The following is a 15,477-nucleotide window of genomic DNA, read 5'->3' on the forward strand; positions in this document are numbered from 1 at the left end:
GCGGCATGACCTATTCGCACATCCGCTTCGACACCGCAGACGGCATCGCCACGCTGACGATCGACCGGCCGGACGTGATGAACGCCGCCGGTCCCGTCACGCTGACCGAGATCCGCGACGCGCTCGACCGCGTCCGGGACGAAGGCAGCGCACGCGTGTTGCTGCTGACGGGAAGCGGCCGCGCCTTTTGCGCCGGGGCCGATTTGTTGGGCCGCGCGCCCGGCGCCGACAACGACCTGGGTCTCAGCCTCGAACAGGGGTTCAATCCGGTGATCGAGCGGATCATGGCGCTGCCGGTGCCGGTGGTCGTCGCGGTCAATGGCGTGGCGGCGGGCGCGGGATGCAGCATCGCGCTGGCCGGCGACATCGTGCTGGCGGGCCGCTCCGCCTATTTCCTTCAGGCGTTCGCCAATATCGGACTGATTCCCGATTGCGGTTCGACCTGGCTGTTGCCGCGGCTGGCAGGGCGCGCACGCGCCACCGCGATGATGATGCTGGCCGATCGCATTCCTGCCGAGCAGGCGCAGGATTGGGGGCTGATCTACCAGGCGGTGGAGGATGACGCGCTGATGGCGGAGGCGCAGGCCATCGCCGGGCGGCTGGCGAGCGGCCCGACCACCGCCTATCGCCTGATCCGGGCCGGGATCCGGGATACCGCGACACAGAGCTTCACCGAGACGCTGGCGATGGAACGCGATCACCAGCGTCTCGCCGGCCGCACCGCCGACCATGCGGAGGGCGTCGCAGCGTTCCTCGCCAAGCGCAAGCCGAGCTTCACCGGCAGGTGAATATGCGCGCCGACGATTTCGCCGCGATCGTTGCCGAGCGGCGATCGGTCCGCGGGTTCCTGCCCGATCCGATCCCGCGCGACCTGCTCGATCGGGTGTTCGAGGTGGCGGCGAAGGCGCCGTCGAATTGCAACATCCAGCCCTGGGTGACGCACGTCGCGTCGGGCAGCGCACTCGAACGGTTGCGCGCGGCGTTGCTGGACGATGCCAAGGCCGGACGCACCTCGCCCGATGTCGAGGCATCCGGCGGCTATGGCGACCCCCTTATCGCGCGCGCAAGATCGGCGCGGCAGTGGCGTTGTTCACCGCGACCGGTGTCGGCCGCCACGACGCCGCGGCGCGCCAGGCATCGTTCCTCCGCAATTTCGAGCTGTTCGATGCGCCGCACGTCGCGCTGTTCTTCATGCCGCGCAGCTTCGGCATGCGCGAGGCGTCCGACGTCGGCATGTACGTCCAGACGCTGATGCTGGCGCTGACGGCCAACGGGCTGGGGTCATGTGCGCAAGGCGCGCTGGGGCATTTTGCCGGAACGGTAAGGCGCGTGCTCGGCATCCCCGACGATCTGCTGTGCCTGTACGGCCTCAGTTTCGGCTGGCCCGATCCCGGCCATCCCTCTGCGGCGGCGCGCACCGACCGCGCCGCAGCCAGCGATCTGGTCACCTTCCACGCGTAAGGCGCGCTACAATGCCCGCGCGATCAGCAGCTTCATGATCTCGCTCGACCCGCCATAGATGCGGCTGACGCGCGAGTTGCGGAACATCCGCGCGATCGGATAGTCGTTGATATAGCCATAACCGCCATGCAGCTGGAGACAGGCATCGACCACCTGCCCCTCGGTCTCGGTGGCGAACAGCTTGGCGATCGCCGAAGTCGGGTTGTCGAGCGTGCCCGCGATCGCCTGGTTGATGCAGTCGTTGACGAAGCAGGCCGCGACCCGCGCCTTGGCATAGAGGTCGGCAAGCGTGAACTGGGTGTTCTGGAATTCGAAGATCGGCTGGCCGAACGCGCTGCGCTCGCGGGTATATTCGACGGTCAGTTCGAGCGCGCGCTCCATCGCCGCTACCGAGTTGATCGCGATCAGCAGGCGTTCGCGCGGCAGCTCGGCCATCAGCTGGCGAAACCCCTGCCCCTCCGCCTCACCCAGCAGATTCTGCGCCGGTACCCAGACGTCGTCGAAGAACAGCTCCGACGTGTCCTGAGCCTCGTTACCGATCTTGTCGAGCATACGGCCGCGGCGGAATCCTTCGGCATCGTCCGTTTCCACGATCAACAGCGACGTGCCCCGTGCGCCTTGTGCCGGGTCGGTTTTGGCCACGACAACGATCAGGTCGGCGAGCTGGCCGTTCGAAATGAACGTCTTCGACCCGTTGATGCGATAGCCGTTGCCGTCCTTGAGCGCGGTCGTACGGATCGCTTGCAGGTCCGAACCCGCGCCGGGCTCGCTCATCGCGATCGCCGCGACGCGATCGCCATTGGCTAGGCCGGGCAGCCAGCGCGCCTTTTGCTCCTCGGTGCCGTGCAGCTGAATGTACGGCGTGATGATGACGTTGTGCAGCGAGGCGGCAAACCCTTCGATGCCCTTGCGCTGCACCTGATCGACCACGACCAGGTCGTGGCGAAAGTCGCCGCCGCCGCCGCCATAGTGCTCGGGCACCGACACGCCGAGCAGGCCCGCCTGCCCCGCCTCGTGCCAAAATGCCCGTTCGACCTGCCCGTCGGCGCGCCATTTGGCCACCCGCTCCGCATCGACCGCACGATCCAGGAACGTCGCTACCGAATCGCGAAACATCCGCAGTTCGGCATCGGCGAGATAGTCCGGTTCGGGAAAATGCATGGTGCCGCCTTTGCAAGGAACGACATCCGTCTCAAACCGCAACGCATTCCGTCAAGCGGCAATCGCTCATTCGCGGTCGTCGCCCGGCTCCTCTGCCTCCGCGCGCTGCAACTCCTTGGGCTTGCGCTGCTCGAAGATGTTGGCCAGCCTCGCTTCCTGCTCGCTCGACAAGATCTTTGACGCAGCGGGAAACATCTCTTCCTCTTCCTCGTCGATATGATGCTCGTAGCGGTGGCGCATCGCGTCGAACTTGTCCTTCCAGGCCGACGACGCGGTATCGAGCTCTGCCATCTCGCCGAAGAAATCGTCGATCTCCTTGTGCTCGGACACCGAATGCCGTGCCTCGTCGCGAAGGCCGGGCTCGGCAAGCATCGTCGCGTACAGCGACTCCTCTTCCGCTGCGGCATGAGCGGTCACTTCGACGCGAAACTCCTCGAACAGCGCCTCGCGCTTGGCGCTATCTGCCTGATCGATCCGCGCCAGCAGCGCGCGGTGGCGATCGTGATCGGCCTTCAGGTCGGCAAAGATGCGGGCATCGGCCATCGGAACGTCTCCCTTGAATGTGCTGGCCCCAACCCGTCGGCGGCGGCCGGGTTTCACCTGCGAATCGCTATCAGCCCCAAGTCGCGCGGCGCGACTTCACGCCGCGAACAGTTCGAGCTGGCGCTGCACCGGCGCGACGATCGGACGAAGGTCGGCGCGGTCGCTCAGCGCGACCGGGCGCCAGTCCTGCGCGATCAGGAACGGGCGCACCTTGGCGATCGACACCGTCAGCCGCGCGACATCGGCGAGCGCAAGCCGCCGCCATCGCCGCGACGTGAGGATGGCATTGACCGCCTTCACCCCCAGCCCCGGCACGCGCAGCAACGCCTCACGCGGGGCGCGATTAACGTCCACCGGGAAGCGGTCGCGAAACTTGAGCGCCCAGGCAAGCTTCGGGTCGATGTCCAGCGGCAGCATCCCCGTAGCGGCATCGGTCGCCTGCGCCACTTCGTCGGGACGATAGCCATAAAAGCGCATCAACCAGTCGGATTGGTAGAGGCGATGCTCGCGCATCAGGGGCGGACGCTGCAGCGGCAGTACTGCGCTGGCATCGGGGATCGGGCTAAACGCCGAATAATAGACCCGGCGAAGCTCGAACCGACCATAAAGCGATGCTGCTTTTGCAACGATGTCGCCGTCCGTCGCAGCATCGGCGCCGACGATCATCTGCGTCGATTGACCCGCGGGCGCGAAGCGCGGCGCGGATTTGAAGCGTTTGCGCGCGTCGGCGGTGTCGTCGATCGACCCGCGCATTGCGCCCATCGCGCCTTCGATCCGCTGCGCCGATTTTTCGGGTGCCAGCCGCTTGAGCCCGCCGACCGTGGGCAATTCGACGTTGATCGACACCCGATCGGCATGAACTCCCGCTTGGCGCACCAGTTCGGGATCCGCATCGGGGATCGTCTTCAGGTGGATATAGCCGCGGAAATCATGGTCCTCGCGGAGCGAGCGCGCGACCTCGACGATCTGTTCCATCGTGTAGTTGGACGATCCGATGATGCCCGACGACAGGAACAGCCCCTCGATATAATTGCGCTTGTAAAAAGCGAGCGTCAGATCGACGACTTCCCTCGCGGTGAACCTCGCGCGGCGGACGTTCGAACTCTTGCGATTGATGCAATAATGGCAATCGAAGATGCAGCTGTTGGTCAGCAAGATCTTGAGCAAGCTGATGCATCGGCCATCGGGCGCATAGGCGTGGCAGATGCCCATGCCTTCGGTCGACCCGATACCCTTGCCGCCCTTGGAATTGCGCTTGCTGGTCCCCGACGACGCGCACGACGCATCATATTTCGCAGCGTCGGCTAGGATCGCCAGTTTCTGCCGAGTGTCGAGTTGGGCCATTCGTTCGTGATATGTTCGCGAGTATCGCTTGTCTACAACTCAGGTCAAGCGGCGGGTACGGAATATCAGCAATGCCAGCAGGAAGACGGCTGCGATCGCCCATGCCTCGAACCCCTGCCACGGGGTCCATCCGCCATATTCGCTGGCGATGGTACGCAGGTATCCGCGCGCGAAGCGGTCGTGCCACACAAGATCGAGGATCGAGCGGCCGGGCTGGGTCGCCGGGTCGGGTGCGAAGACCTCCGCCGAGGCGATCACTGCATTCACGGCGATCGACAGCGCCAGCAGCCCGCTTGCCAACCAGCGTCCGATCCGCCCGCCAATATCCGCCCAATAGGGTGCCAGGCCGATCGCTAGATAGGCCAGAGCGGGCAGCGTATGGCGCGGACCGGTCGCATTGCCGCCGTTCCAGTAGAAATAGGAGGCGTTGTAGAGAAACGCCGTCGCCGCCCCGCCCACTGCCAGCCAGCCGAGGTCGCGCGTGTCCGGGTTACGGATCAGCCGCGCGATCCCGAACGGGGCCAGCAGCATGACCGGCGCCACCCAGATCATGCCGCGATCGGTGCCGAACACGATGGCGGCGAGCACTTCCGGCTTGGGATAGGTGAGGCCGAACAGTCCCTGCTGCATCCCTTCGAACCCCACCACGCCCTGGTAGCCGAGGCGAAACGGCGTGCCGAACGCGGCGAGATTATATCCGAGCAGCGGCAGCAGCGCGACGACCCCGGCGGCCAGCGCCGCGCCAAGCATGGGGTTGCGCATGGCTGGCGACAATCTCGCGGCACGCCATAGTCCCCACAGCCCGACCGGTGCGCCGACGAGCAATGCCGGATGCTCGATCACCAGCGTCCAGCCCAGCGCCGCGCCAGCCAGCGCGAACCCCGGCACCGGTCGCCGCGCTCCGGGCCGGGTCGCGCGCCGGATCGCCCAGATCGCCACCACCAGCAACGCGGTGACCGGCGCATGCCCGAACAGCGTCGTGCTCCACCCCCACACCGGACTGCCAAGGCCGAAACCGAGCGCACCGAACAGCGCCCCGCCCCTGTTGCCGGTCAGGCCCAGGCCGAGATCATAGAGCAGTACCGCCGCCAGCGCGGTCAGCGGCGCGATGATCAGCGCCACTATCAGCCGCAAACGAAGTTTCAGGAACCCGCCAAGCGCCTCGTTGCCGAAGACGTAACCGAGCGAGCCGCTGCGTTCGCCGGTGACGCCGTGCACCGCCGCGACCACGGGAAGCGCCATCAGCGTCGTGCCCGGCGCTTTGTCCATATAGCTGTGTCCGTCGAACGTCGCCTTGTCGATCGTCAGCGGCGCGAATTCGTCGATCCGTGCGTCGCCATCCTCGACCAGCGAGATCGCGGCGAACAGGCGCGTAGTGTTGTTGGGATTCCATTCCCACGACCCGAACGCCGCGATAGATCCCCACACCAGTGCGAACAGCAGCAATAGCGTCAGGCGATCCGGGCGGCGGGATTGCATGCGGCGCGCCTAGCAGCAGCGTGCCGACTGCGCCAGCTTCAGACGCTATGCCGACTGCGCCAGCGTCAGGGCAGCGGCAGGTTGGCGGCGTCGCGCTCCGCTTCCTTGCGCAATGCCTTGTTGCGTGCCGCGGCCTGCCCGAAACAGCCGCTCGCGCCGCCGACACCGACCGCCGAACACGAGCCGATACCGCTGTCGCCGGCGTCGAAGGTCGATTCGACTCGCTCGGCCCATGCCTCGTTCTGTGGTGTCACCTCAAGCTGGCGCAGTTCCTGCGGAATGCGGAACCGCTCCGCTTCACCGCGGCGGACGCACACGACGATCTCCTCGCCATCGGCGTTCGTCGGGCAGCGGTCCTGGCCATAGATCACCAGTACGCCGTCCTGCACCGCATTCTGCGCGGCGGCGGGGGCAGGGAGCATCGGTACGGCCAGCGCCGCGATTGCCACCATCCACATCTTGCTCATCACCGCACTCCTCACTCTGCTCGATCCATCAACGCACGAAGCGCGGCTTGAGGTCAAATCCGTTTCGACGCGGCAATCGCAACGCGGCATCCGGCGCGGATCAGCGCCGACATCACCGGATAGCCGATCGCCTGCTCGGCGCCGTGGTCGAGCGCCGCCTGTTTGTGCTCCAGCTCCTCGGCCTGAAAATCCAGCACCGCGGCACTCAGCTCGGGATCATCCTCGCCCAGCGCATCGAGCTGCTGCTGATAATGCAGGTCGATCTCGGTCTCGACCGCGACGGTGCATGCCATCGCCGCGCGGGGTCCGATCGCCGCGGTCACTGCCCCAAGCGCAAAGCCCGCGACGTCCCAGAAAGGCTGCAGTACCGTCGGCCGCACCCCGCGTTCGGCGATCATGCGGTCAAAGAAGGCGCGGTGGCGTTCTTCCTGCTCGGCCATCCCGGCGATCGCACGCGCCATCGGCACATGATCGCCCATGATCGCCAATTGCCCGGCATAGATGCGCGTCGCGCCATATTCTCCGGCCTGGTCGACGCGGATCATCGCCGTGGTCGGCTCGCGCCGGTCGCCGGGTCGCCATCGTGCCATCAGCCCGCCTTTCGCTTCAACAGCGCCAAGATGGCGACGGCACCGCCCAGCGAAAAGAGCGCGTTGAACCCGGCGAGCGAAATTCCCGCAAAGGTCCATTGCGGCACGTCGCAGCGCGTCAGCGGCGCGGCCATGATGTCGGCGAGCAGGTCGCCCGAACCCGACGAAGGCGCGGCCGAACAGCCGGTGATGCCATCCCACCAGCGATATTCGACCCCGGCATGGAACACGCCGATCGCTCCCGACAGCGCGATCAGCAGCGCCGCAAGCACCACCAGCGCGACGCGATTGTTGGTCTGCGGCACGAAGAACGCCAGCAGCGCCGCCGCGATGGCGCCATAATGCGGCCAGCGCTGCCAATGGCACATCTCGCACGGGTACAGCCCGCCCAGATATTGCGAGCCGAGCGCCCCCGCGATCAGCGCGAGCGGCAGCAGCAGCGCCAGCCAGCGCGCCGCGATCAGGCCGGGTCCACGCACGCGGCCGGGATCAGCGCGCCGAGCGAGTGGCAGCAGGCTTCGCCTGCGCCAGTTGCGGCCCGGTGCCAAGCCGGCCGATCGTCTTCAGCGCATAATGCAGCTGGAAATCCTCGATTCCCTGCTTCTTGAGCTGCTCGGCGGTGGCGGCAAAGCGCGGGTCGGTCTTGTCATCCTCCTCAAGCGTACGGTCGTCGACCTTAGCCTCGTTGATCAGATGGCGGCGCAGATCGGCCTCGCGGAACACCGGCCGGTCCTTGTAGTCAGGGTCGGAAATCTGCGGCACGACCAAATCGGGTTCGATCCCGCCTTCCTGCACCGACTTGCCGGACGGCGTGTAGTAGCGCGCGGTGGTGAGGCGGAGCGCGCTTTCCGGCCCGAGCTGGAGCAGCGTCTGCACCGATCCCTTGCCGAACGTGCGTTCGCCCATCACCAGTCCGCGATGATGATCCTGGATCGCGCCGGCGACGATCTCCGACGCCGATGCCGTCCCCGAATCGACGAGCACGACGATCGGCAGGCCGTTCGCCAGATCGCCGGGACGGGCGTAATAGCGCTCGATATCGCCCTTGGCACGGCCGCGCTGCGATACGATCTCGCCGCGTTCGAGGAACACGTCCGACACCTCGATCGCCTGGTTGAGCAGCCCGCCGCCATTGTTGCGCAGATCGACGATATAGCCGAGCGGCTTCTTGCCGAGCGATTTCTCGATCGCCATCATCGCCGCGCGGGTGTCGGCGCCGGTCGATGCCGAGAAGGTGTTGATGTTGACGATGCCGATGCCGTCCTTGACTTCCCACTTGACCGGCTTCTGCACGATGATCTCGCGCATCATCGTGACGTCGATCGGCTTGTCCTGACCCGGACGCACCAGCGTCAGCGATACCTTGGTCCCCGGTTCGCCGCGCATCTCGGTAATCGCCGCATCCAGCGTCTCGCCGAAGATCAGCTTGCCGTCGATGTGCGTGATATAGTCGCCGGCCTTGACCCCGGCGCGATCGGCCGGGGTATCCTCGGTCGGAGCGATCACCTTGACCGCACCGTCTTCCTGCGTGACCGTCAGGCCCAGGCCGCCGTAATTGCCCTCGGTCTGGATGCGCATATTCTCGAAATCGAGCGCATTGACATAGGAGCTGTGCGGATCGAGCGCCGCCAGCATCCCCTGGATCGCGCCTTCGACCAGCTTCTTGTCCTCGACCGGTTCGACATATTCGGCTTTGACGCGGTTGTAGACGTCCATGAACACGTCGAGCTCGCGATAGCTGTCGGTATCGACCTGCGCCATCGCCGCGGTCGCGATCGGAACGAGCGCCATCGCCGATGCGATCGCGGTTGCCTGGAGCAGCGGACGGGCCATGCGGGATACTCTTGATACGGGGTTTTGATACAGGCTTCGGGGCGATGATAGCGCCATTCGCGCCGCGATCAAAGGATGCAGTGACGATCGGTGCAGCGGCGAGTCAGCGCAGCAGCGCCACCAGGTCGATCGGGACGCCGCGCCGCCGCAGCTCGGTGGTGATGCGCGGCGCAGCGCCGGCCGGCGCTCGGCCGATCGGATCGCCCGCGGCTACGCGATCGCCGCGCTCCACGCTGGCCCGCTCGAGCCCGCTCACCAGGCTGCTCCATCCGTCGCCATGCGCCAGGATGACGACGCCGCCATAGCTTCGAAACGCGCGGGCGAAGACGACGCGACCCGCCGCCGGCGCGACCACTATCGCCCCCGGCCAGGTCGCCACCGTCAGCCCGCGTGCGCGCACGCCATTGTCCGACACCTCGCCGAGCCCGGTGACGAGCTGGCCCGCGACCGGCAGGCGATACGGCGCTTCTCCTTGCACTTCGACGCCGCGCGCGCCCGGCCGCGGCAGCGGCCCGTCCAACCGCTCGAGCGAAGCGCGGGTGTCGGCGGCGATCCCCGCCAGTTCCATCTGATCGACGATGTCGCGCGCATCCTCCCCCAGCGCCAGCGCCCTATCCGACTCGACCAGTGCAGTGCGTTCCAGCGCGACCGAGCGCAGCCGGCTTTCGGACTCGGCGCGGACGAGCGCGATTCGTTCGCGTTCGAGCGCGGCGCGCCCATCGGCCAGCGCCCGCGCCGCGCCGCTCGCCTCGATGCGCAGCCGGTCCGCGCGCTCGACTGCCCGGCGCAGCTCGGCCGAACGCGCCGCGACCACCGGCACGACGCTGGCCAGCGCCGCACGGACATGCACCAGATCGGCGGTCGATCCCGGCTGCGCGATCGCGGCGATCGCCGGACGCCGGGCCAGCGCCTGCAGCGCCGCGACCAGCCGCAGCGTCGGCGCCTGCCGCTCCGCCAGGCGGCTGCGTTCGAAGGCCAGGCGGCGCTCGATCAACGCGACACTTGCCTCCGCCGCGGCGGTCTCCGCTTGCGCCGCCGTCACCCGCGCCGCGACTGCCGCCTGCGTGACCCGTGCGCGCGCGGCCGCGTCACGCGCCCGCTCCGCCCCCGCCTCGAGCGCTCGCGCGCGTTGGAGCGCCGCCGCCTGAGCGCGCCGCGCCTCGGCAAGCCGCGCACGATCCGCCGCCGATGGGTCCGCCTGCGCGGTCAGCAGCAGCGTCGCGGCGCCTGCCAAAACGAGAATGCGGACGGCGCGCATGCCGTCACCCCTCGCGATGATAGGGGTGGTTGGCAAGGATGCTGGTGGCGCGAAACAGCTGCTCGGCCAGCATCGCGCGCGCCAGCAGATGCGGCCAGGTCAGCCGCCCGAATGCGATCAGAAGATCGGCCTCCGCACGGTCGGCATCGCCGAACCCGTCGGCGGCGCCGATCAGGAAGCGCGCCTCGCGCACGCCATCGTCGCGCCAGCGCCCGAGAATATCGGCAAAGGCCTTCGACGAAAGGTCGCGTCCCGTTTCATCGAGCAGGACCCGGCGGGTCTCCGCGGCGTAGGGCGGCATCCGGCCGCCCTGATCGGGCAGTTCGGTGATGCGCGTGTTCCAGGCGATCCGCTTGAGATAGCGGTCGATCAGTTCGGCTTCAGGCCCGCGCCCGATCCGCCCGCGCGCGACGATATGCAGCAGCACGCGGGGGCAGGATCAGTGAGTCTGGGGCGGCGCGTCGTCTCCGAACGCCCACATCCTCTCGAGATTGTAGAAGCTGCGCACTTCGGGACGGAACAGATGGACGATCACGTCGCCGGCATCGATCAGCACCCAGTCCGCGCCGGGCAGCCCCTCGATCCGCGCCGGTCGGCCGAATTCGGCCTTGATCTTCTCAGCCAGCTTGGTCGCCATCGATGCCACCTGCCGGGTCGATCGTCCCGATGCCACCACCATGTAATCGGCGATGCTCGATTTGCCGGCGAGCGGGATCGACACCGTCTCTTCGGCCTGGTCGGCGTCGAGCGAGGTCAGGACGAGCTGATGCAGCGCCTCGGCCCCTTGCGGGTCGGACGAGCGGTACGCAGCGGAGGATGTGGCCAAGAGAGCTCCTAGGACTGGGGCTGTGCGGGTTGCGGGCGGGGCGGCGCGAAACGCCGGTGCCAGGCTGGGTCGGCGGCGCGCAAGCGTGTCGCCGAAGTCGGATCGAGGCGGAAGCGCAGCAGCACGAGGGCCGGCAATCTCCACTTGGTCCAGTTCTTCGCCTGGCCTGCGGGGCGCACATGCCGTCGCAGCCAACTCATCGCAGGACTTGCGCGAGCATCCCCTTCATAGCCCGGACGCGCGATCACCGCAATCGGCATGGTGCGCGCGATGTCGCGCCAGCCTTTCCACTGATCGAACTGGGCCAGATTATCGGCGCCCATCAACCAGATGAAGTCGTGCTTGGGGCGCAACGCGACCAGCTTGCGCAGCGTATCGACGGTATAGCGCGTCCCCAGCCGCCGCTCGATCGCGGTGGGGCGGATCGGTGCATGCCGCGCCATTGCCTGAGCCGACGCCATTCGCGCCGCAAAGGGCGCCATATCGGCGGCACCTTGTTTGAGCGGATTGCCTGGCGACACCAGCCACCACACTTCGTCGAGCCCGAGCGCACTCAGCGCCGCAAGCGAGATCGCGCGATGCCCGCGATGCGCCGGATTGAACGATCCGCCGAGCAGCCCGATGCGAATCAAGAGACCGCCGTCGTCGCCATTATCCACGCACCTGTCCGGTTCCGCGCACCAGCCATTTATATGTGGTCAGCCCCTCGAGCGCGACCGGGCCGCGGGCGTGGAGGCGGCCGGTGGCGATGCCGATTTCCGCGCCCAGCCCGAACTCGCCGCCATCGGCGAACTGGGTCGATGCGTTCCACATCACGATCGCCGAGTCGACGTCGGTGAGGAAGCGTTCGGCGGTGGCGGCATCTTCGGTGACGATGGCATCGGTATGATGCGAACTGTGGCGCGCAATATGCGCGATCGCGCCGCCCACTCCATCGACCATCGCCACCGACAGAATCGGCGCGAGATATTCGGTGTCCCAATCCTGTGCCGTCGCCACTCCGATACGCGCATCGATCGCCTGCGCGTCGGCATCACCGCGCAGCTCGCAGCCGGCCTCGAGCAACGCCGCTACGATCGTATACGGATCGGGCAAGGCGCGATCGATCAGCAGCGTTTCGGTCGCACCGCAAATGCCGGTGCGCCGCAGCTTGGCATCGACGACGATCGCACGCGCCCTGGCGGGGTCGGCGGCGGCATCGACATAGCTGTGGCAGATGCCGTCGAGATGCGCGAGCACCGGCACGCGGGCATCGGCCTGAACCCGCGCGACCAGCGACTTGCCCCCGCGCGGCACGATCAGGTCGATCGCGCCCGCCGCAGCCAGCATCGCGCCCACCGCCGCGCGATCGGTGGTCGGCACCAGCTGCACCGCATCGCGCGGCAACCCCGCGCTCTCCAGCCCGGTTACGAAGGCTAAATGGATCGCGGCGTTGCTTGCCCGCGCTTCCGATCCTCCGCGCAGGATCGCGGCGTTGCCCGCCATCACGCACAGGGCCGCTGCATCGGCGGTGACGTTTGGCCGGCTTTCGAAGATGATCCCGATCACCCCGATCGGCACGCGGACGCGGTCGAGCACCAGCCCATTGGGGCGCTCGGAGCGATCAATGCGCTGTCCGACCGGATCGGCAAGCGCCGCAACCGCCTCGATTCCCTGCGCCATCGCATCGATGCGCCCCGTGTCGAGCCGCAGGCGGTCGAGCAATGCGTCGGTCAATCCCCCCTGCTCGGCGCGTGCCATGTCCTGCGCGTTCGCCTCCAGGATCGCGGCGGCGCGATTGCGAACCATGTCGGCAGCGGCGCGCAGTCCGTCCGCCTTGCGCGCGGTCGGCATCGCGGCAAGCTGGCCGGCGGCGGCGCGGGCCGCCACGCACATCGGGGCGAGATCGAACTCCATCATGCTACAAGTTGCGCTCGCGCGGCGACAGCGCAACTGATAAATGCCTGGTGATGAGTGGGGAGCTAGAGGGGGCGGCCGAACTGGCCACTGGCGGCCTGATCGCGCGCGCGTTCGAGCCGCGCGCGGGCGAGGGCGCGGGCGAAGGCGACGCAATGTGCCTCAACTGCGGGACTGCGCTGCTCGGAACGCATTGCCACCGCTGCGGGCAAGCGGCGCACGTACATCGCTCGTTCGGGGCGATCGGGCATGAACTGCTCCACGGCGTCGTCCATTTCGAAGGCAAGATGTGGCGCACGCTGCCGATGCTCGCCTTCCGTCCCGGCGAATTGACCCGGCGCTATGTCGCCGGTGAGCGCGCGCGCTTCGTCTCGCCGATGGCGATGTTCCTGTTCTCGGTGTTCACGCTGTTCGCGCTGCTGTCGATCCTGGGCGTGTCGCCGCCGACCGAAATATCGAGCGGCGCGCAAGTAGAAGCCGGGATTGCTGAAACCCGATCCGATCTCGCCGACGACCGCGAGGAAGCAGTCGAGGATCGCGATCGTCTGGCGCCCGGCGATCCGCAGCGCGCCAAACTCGACGCCCGGATCGCCGATATCGACCGCGAGGCCGCGGTGCTGGCAGCGGCGGCCACCGCGGTCAAGGGCAAGGGCAGCACCGTGACCGACATCGGCAAGACGGGCTGGCACCGCCTCGACAAGGGGATCGAAAAGGCCAACCGCAATCCGGGGCTGCTGCTCTACAAGCTGCAGGCGAACAGCTACAAATTCTCGTGGTTGCTGATCCCCCTGTCGCTGCCGTTCGTCTGGCTGCTGTTCGCGTGGAAACGGCAGTATCGCCTGTACGACCATGCGGTGTTCGTGACCTATTCGATCGCGTTCATGTCGCTGGTGTTCGTCACGCTGATGCTGCTGGACATGATCCCCGGGGCGATGCCGCTGATCGGCACCCTCGCCCTGATCGTCCCGCCGCTGCACCTCTACAAGCAACTTCGCGGCGCCTATGCGCTCAGGCGCTGGTCGGCGCTGGCGCGGACCCTCGTGCTCGGCAGCCTGATCGGCGTGGTGCTGACGATGTTCATCATAGCCCTGCTGGCGCTCGGACTGGTCGGCTAGCGTCGTTTCGCTCAAACGACACCGGGCGGGTCAGCGATCGCCTTCGCAGCGCACCGTGCCCGGTCCCTTGATATCGCACGGCGCAGTGCCCCCGACGCTGATCGCACCCAGCCCGGTGGCGGTGACGACCGCCGTACCGCGCGCGGCGAAGCTGCTGTCGCCGCCGCTTTGCGCCACCACGTCGAGGTCGCCGACCATCAGATCGGCGGCGTCGTAACTACCCGCGCCGCTGACGGTGAAGCGCCCGCGCCGCGCATCGCCTGCCAGCGCGATGATGCCGGTGCCGTTGAGCGTTGCGCGCACCTCGTCGGCATCGACGTCGCCGACGGCGATCGCCCCCGACCCGGTCAGCGACAGCACCACTTCCTGGCCGCGCAGCCGATCGACTGCGACACGCCCGCTTCCGGTCAGCACGACGCTTTGCAGCCGAGGTGTCGCCACTGCGATCTGCGGCCGGTCGGGGGTGTCGCCGGGCCAACCGCCCCACGCGCTGGGATTGACCGCGACGACGAGGATGCGGTCCTCGACGCGGACATCGACCGAATCGACCGCGCGAGAATCTCCGCGGATCGTCGCGGTCGCGCCTGTCCCGGTCGCGACCTCGACCGCGAACGGACCCTCGACGCGGACGCCATCAAATCCGGTGACCATCACCGTGCGCTCGTCGGCGGAGATGGCAGGCGCGACCGAAAGGGAAAGCGCGGCGGGCAGGATCCAGATCATCGGGCTAGGATCGCACCGAAGCGCGACCGCTGGCAAGCGGCATCAATTGCCGCAGCGCGCCTCGCCCGACCCCACCTTGCTGACGGTGCAGCGCGCCGCGCTGCCCAGATCGGCCGAGCCGGATCCGACCAGCGACACCTGCGCCGGGCCATTGACCGCGGCGCTCGCATCGCCCGACCCGGCGATCGACACCTCGGCGGTCCGAGCGCGCAGCTGCTCCGCGCGGATGTCGCCCGACCCGGCAATGTCGAGCACCAGCCGGTCGGCCGTGCCAGCCGCCGACAACGCGCCCGAGCCCGCGACCGACAGCCGTACCGCACCGCCCGCGAGCGCACCCACCGTCAGGTCGCCCGAGCCCGCCAGATCGGCGTCGAAGTCGCCCTCGGCGCGGTCGATGGTCAGGTCGCCCGAACCGGCGAGCGACCCGCCGCGGATCGCCGGCATGGTCACGGTGATGGTCACGCCCTTGTCGTCGTCGCGCCAGCGGAACCCGTCGCGCCCCTTGCGGCCGATCCGCAGCTCGTCGCCGACCTTCTTGATCTCGAGCCGTTCGATCGATGCGGGGTCGCCGGTGGCGCGGATCGCGAACGCCCCACCGGTGCGAACCTCGACATCGTCCGATCCGCGCAGCTCGACGCGGGTGAAGTCGCGCACCGGATAATCCCGCGTGACGCCGCCCTGCGCCGCGGCGGCCCCTGCCTCGCCGCTGGCGGCATTGCCCCCGCATGCCGCCAGCGGCAGCGCCGCCAAAAGCCATATCGCCTGCATATCAGCCTCCTTC

At 67.9% G+C, this 15,477-nt stretch carries 18 protein-coding genes and 1 pseudogene; 4 read left to right on the forward strand and 15 right to left on the reverse strand.

What is annotated here, in order from left to right:
• Positions 1-5: 5 nt before the first annotated feature.
• The 3 genes and pseudogenes from FHY50_RS10980 to FHY50_RS14490 all read left to right on the forward strand — a co-directional run bounded on the left by FHY50_RS10980 (position 6) and on the right by FHY50_RS14490 (position 1,461).
• Complete coding sequence (locus tag FHY50_RS10980) at positions 6-788, forward strand: enoyl-CoA hydratase-related protein (RefSeq protein WP_140230759.1); 783 nt, start codon at positions 6-8, stop codon at positions 786-788.
• A 2-nt stretch (positions 789-790) separates the two neighbouring features.
• Positions 791-973: pseudogene (locus FHY50_RS14535) on the forward strand (nitroreductase family protein); the annotation flags it as partial.
• A 107-nt stretch (positions 974-1,080) separates the two neighbouring features.
• Entirely contained in the window at positions 1,081-1,461 is a 381-nt protein-coding gene (locus tag FHY50_RS14490) for a nitroreductase family protein (RefSeq protein WP_208402836.1), read from the forward strand.
• A gap of 6 nt (positions 1,462-1,467) precedes the next feature.
• On the opposite strand, the gene FHY50_RS10995 is transcribed toward FHY50_RS14490, so the two are convergent.
• From FHY50_RS10995 to FHY50_RS11055, 13 genes are all read right to left on the reverse strand, one after another.
• On the reverse strand, positions 1,468-2,622 hold the full coding sequence (locus tag FHY50_RS10995) for an acyl-CoA dehydrogenase family protein (protein WP_140230762.1): 1,155 nt from the start codon (positions 2,620-2,622) through the stop codon (positions 1,468-1,470).
• A 66-nt stretch (positions 2,623-2,688) separates the two neighbouring features.
• The gene (locus FHY50_RS11000; protein WP_140230763.1) at positions 2,689-3,165 is read right to left on the reverse strand and encodes a hemerythrin domain-containing protein; all 477 of its coding nucleotides are present in this window, start codon (positions 3,163-3,165) and stop codon (positions 2,689-2,691) included.
• A gap of 96 nt (positions 3,166-3,261) precedes the next feature.
• Positions 3,262-4,509, reverse strand: a complete 1,248-nt coding sequence (locus tag FHY50_RS11005; RefSeq protein ID WP_140230764.1) for a putative DNA modification/repair radical SAM protein — start codon at positions 4,507-4,509, stop codon at positions 3,262-3,264.
• Positions 4,510-4,548: 39 nt separating this feature from the next.
• The gene (locus tag FHY50_RS11010; RefSeq protein ID WP_140230765.1) at positions 4,549-5,988 is read right to left on the reverse strand and encodes a hypothetical protein; all 1,440 of its coding nucleotides are present in this window, start codon (positions 5,986-5,988) and stop codon (positions 4,549-4,551) included.
• 65 nt (positions 5,989-6,053) lie between these two features.
• A complete protein-coding gene (locus tag FHY50_RS11015) occupies positions 6,054-6,455 on the reverse strand; it encodes a hypothetical protein (RefSeq protein ID WP_140230766.1) in 402 nt (133 codons plus the stop codon).
• Between the two features lie 53 nt (positions 6,456-6,508).
• Positions 6,509-7,045: a demethoxyubiquinone hydroxylase family protein gene (locus FHY50_RS11020; protein ID WP_140230767.1), complete on the reverse strand. Its 537-nt coding sequence runs from the start codon at positions 7,043-7,045 to the stop codon at positions 6,509-6,511.
• The gene (locus FHY50_RS11025) at positions 7,045-7,524 is read right to left on the reverse strand and encodes a disulfide bond formation protein B (RefSeq protein WP_140230768.1); all 480 of its coding nucleotides are present in this window, start codon (positions 7,522-7,524) and stop codon (positions 7,045-7,047) included. Before FHY50_RS11025 ends, FHY50_RS11020 begins: the two co-directional genes overlap by 1 nt.
• Positions 7,525-7,534: 10 nt before the next feature.
• Positions 7,535-8,878: a S41 family peptidase gene (locus FHY50_RS11030; protein ID WP_140230769.1), complete on the reverse strand. Its 1,344-nt coding sequence runs from the start codon at positions 8,876-8,878 to the stop codon at positions 7,535-7,537.
• A 103-nt stretch (positions 8,879-8,981) separates the two neighbouring features.
• On the reverse strand, positions 8,982-10,136 hold the full coding sequence (locus FHY50_RS11035; protein WP_140230770.1) for a murein hydrolase activator EnvC family protein: 1,155 nt from the start codon (positions 10,134-10,136) through the stop codon (positions 8,982-8,984).
• Positions 10,137-10,140: 4 nt separating this feature from the next.
• On the reverse strand, positions 10,141-10,563 hold the full coding sequence (locus FHY50_RS11040) for a 23S rRNA (pseudouridine(1915)-N(3))-methyltransferase RlmH (protein ID WP_140230771.1): 423 nt from the start codon (positions 10,561-10,563) through the stop codon (positions 10,141-10,143).
• Between the two features lie 12 nt (positions 10,564-10,575).
• Positions 10,576-10,962, reverse strand: coding sequence for a ribosome silencing factor (gene rsfS, locus FHY50_RS11045; RefSeq protein ID WP_140230772.1), 387 nt, complete (start codon positions 10,960-10,962; stop codon positions 10,576-10,578).
• Between the two features lie 8 nt (positions 10,963-10,970).
• Positions 10,971-11,594, reverse strand: coding sequence for a nicotinate-nucleotide adenylyltransferase (locus tag FHY50_RS11050; RefSeq protein ID WP_180345112.1), 624 nt, complete (start codon positions 11,592-11,594; stop codon positions 10,971-10,973).
• A 19-nt stretch (positions 11,595-11,613) separates the two neighbouring features.
• Positions 11,614-12,861 (reverse strand): glutamate-5-semialdehyde dehydrogenase, encoded by a 1,248-nt coding sequence (locus tag FHY50_RS11055; protein ID WP_140230773.1) that lies wholly within the window; start codon positions 12,859-12,861, stop codon positions 11,614-11,616.
• Positions 12,862-12,911: 50 nt separating this feature from the next.
• Between FHY50_RS11055 and FHY50_RS11060 the strand changes: the two genes are divergently transcribed.
• Entirely contained in the window at positions 12,912-13,973 is a 1,062-nt protein-coding gene (locus FHY50_RS11060) for a DUF3667 domain-containing protein (protein WP_140230774.1), read from the forward strand.
• Between the two features lie 30 nt (positions 13,974-14,003).
• Here FHY50_RS11060 and FHY50_RS11065 read toward each other — a convergent pair whose 3' ends face one another.
• Complete coding sequence (locus tag FHY50_RS11065) at positions 14,004-14,696, reverse strand: GIN domain-containing protein (protein ID WP_140230775.1); 693 nt, start codon at positions 14,694-14,696, stop codon at positions 14,004-14,006.
• A gap of 42 nt (positions 14,697-14,738) precedes the next feature.
• Positions 14,739-15,464: a head GIN domain-containing protein gene (locus FHY50_RS11070; RefSeq protein WP_140230776.1), complete on the reverse strand. Its 726-nt coding sequence runs from the start codon at positions 15,462-15,464 to the stop codon at positions 14,739-14,741.
• Positions 15,465-15,477: the final 13 nt, after the last annotated feature.

The organism is Sphingomonas japonica (genome assembly GCF_006346325.1).
Taxonomy (GTDB): Bacteria; Pseudomonadota; Alphaproteobacteria; order Sphingomonadales; family Sphingomonadaceae; genus Sphingomonas; species Sphingomonas japonica.

Excerpts from the sequence above, each read along its gene's own strand:
- FHY50_RS10995 (WP_140230762.1), bottom strand. The coding sequence starts at position 2,622 with ATGCATTTTCCCGAACCGGACTATCTCGCCGATGCCGAACTGCGGATG.
- FHY50_RS11010 (WP_140230765.1), bottom strand. The coding sequence starts at position 5,988 with ATGCAATCCCGCCGCCCGGATCGCCTGACGCTATTGCTGCTGTTCGCA.
- FHY50_RS11030 (WP_140230769.1), bottom strand. The coding sequence starts at position 8,878 with ATGGCCCGTCCGCTGCTCCAGGCAACCGCGATCGCATCGGCGATGGCG.
- FHY50_RS11020 (WP_140230767.1), bottom strand. The coding sequence starts at position 7,045 with ATGGCACGATGGCGACCCGGCGACCGGCGCGAGCCGACCACGGCGATG.
- FHY50_RS11035 (WP_140230770.1), bottom strand. The coding sequence starts at position 10,136 with ATGCGCGCCGTCCGCATTCTCGTTTTGGCAGGCGCCGCGACGCTGCTG.
- FHY50_RS11015 (WP_140230766.1), bottom strand. The coding sequence starts at position 6,455 with ATGAGCAAGATGTGGATGGTGGCAATCGCGGCGCTGGCCGTACCGATG.
- FHY50_RS10980 (WP_140230759.1), top strand. The coding sequence starts at position 6 with ATGACCTATTCGCACATCCGCTTCGACACCGCAGACGGCATCGCCACG.
- FHY50_RS11070 (WP_140230776.1), bottom strand. The coding sequence starts at position 15,464 with ATGCAGGCGATATGGCTTTTGGCGGCGCTGCCGCTGGCGGCATGCGGG.
- FHY50_RS11065 (WP_140230775.1), bottom strand. The coding sequence starts at position 14,696 with ATGATCTGGATCCTGCCCGCCGCGCTTTCCCTTTCGGTCGCGCCTGCC.
- FHY50_RS11005 (WP_140230764.1), bottom strand. The coding sequence starts at position 4,509 with ATGGCCCAACTCGACACTCGGCAGAAACTGGCGATCCTAGCCGACGCT.
- FHY50_RS11060 (WP_140230774.1), top strand. The coding sequence starts at position 12,912 with ATGAGTGGGGAGCTAGAGGGGGCGGCCGAACTGGCCACTGGCGGCCTG.
- FHY50_RS11000 (WP_140230763.1), bottom strand. The coding sequence starts at position 3,165 with ATGGCCGATGCCCGCATCTTTGCCGACCTGAAGGCCGATCACGATCGC.
- FHY50_RS11055 (WP_140230773.1), bottom strand. The coding sequence starts at position 12,861 with ATGATGGAGTTCGATCTCGCCCCGATGTGCGTGGCGGCCCGCGCCGCC.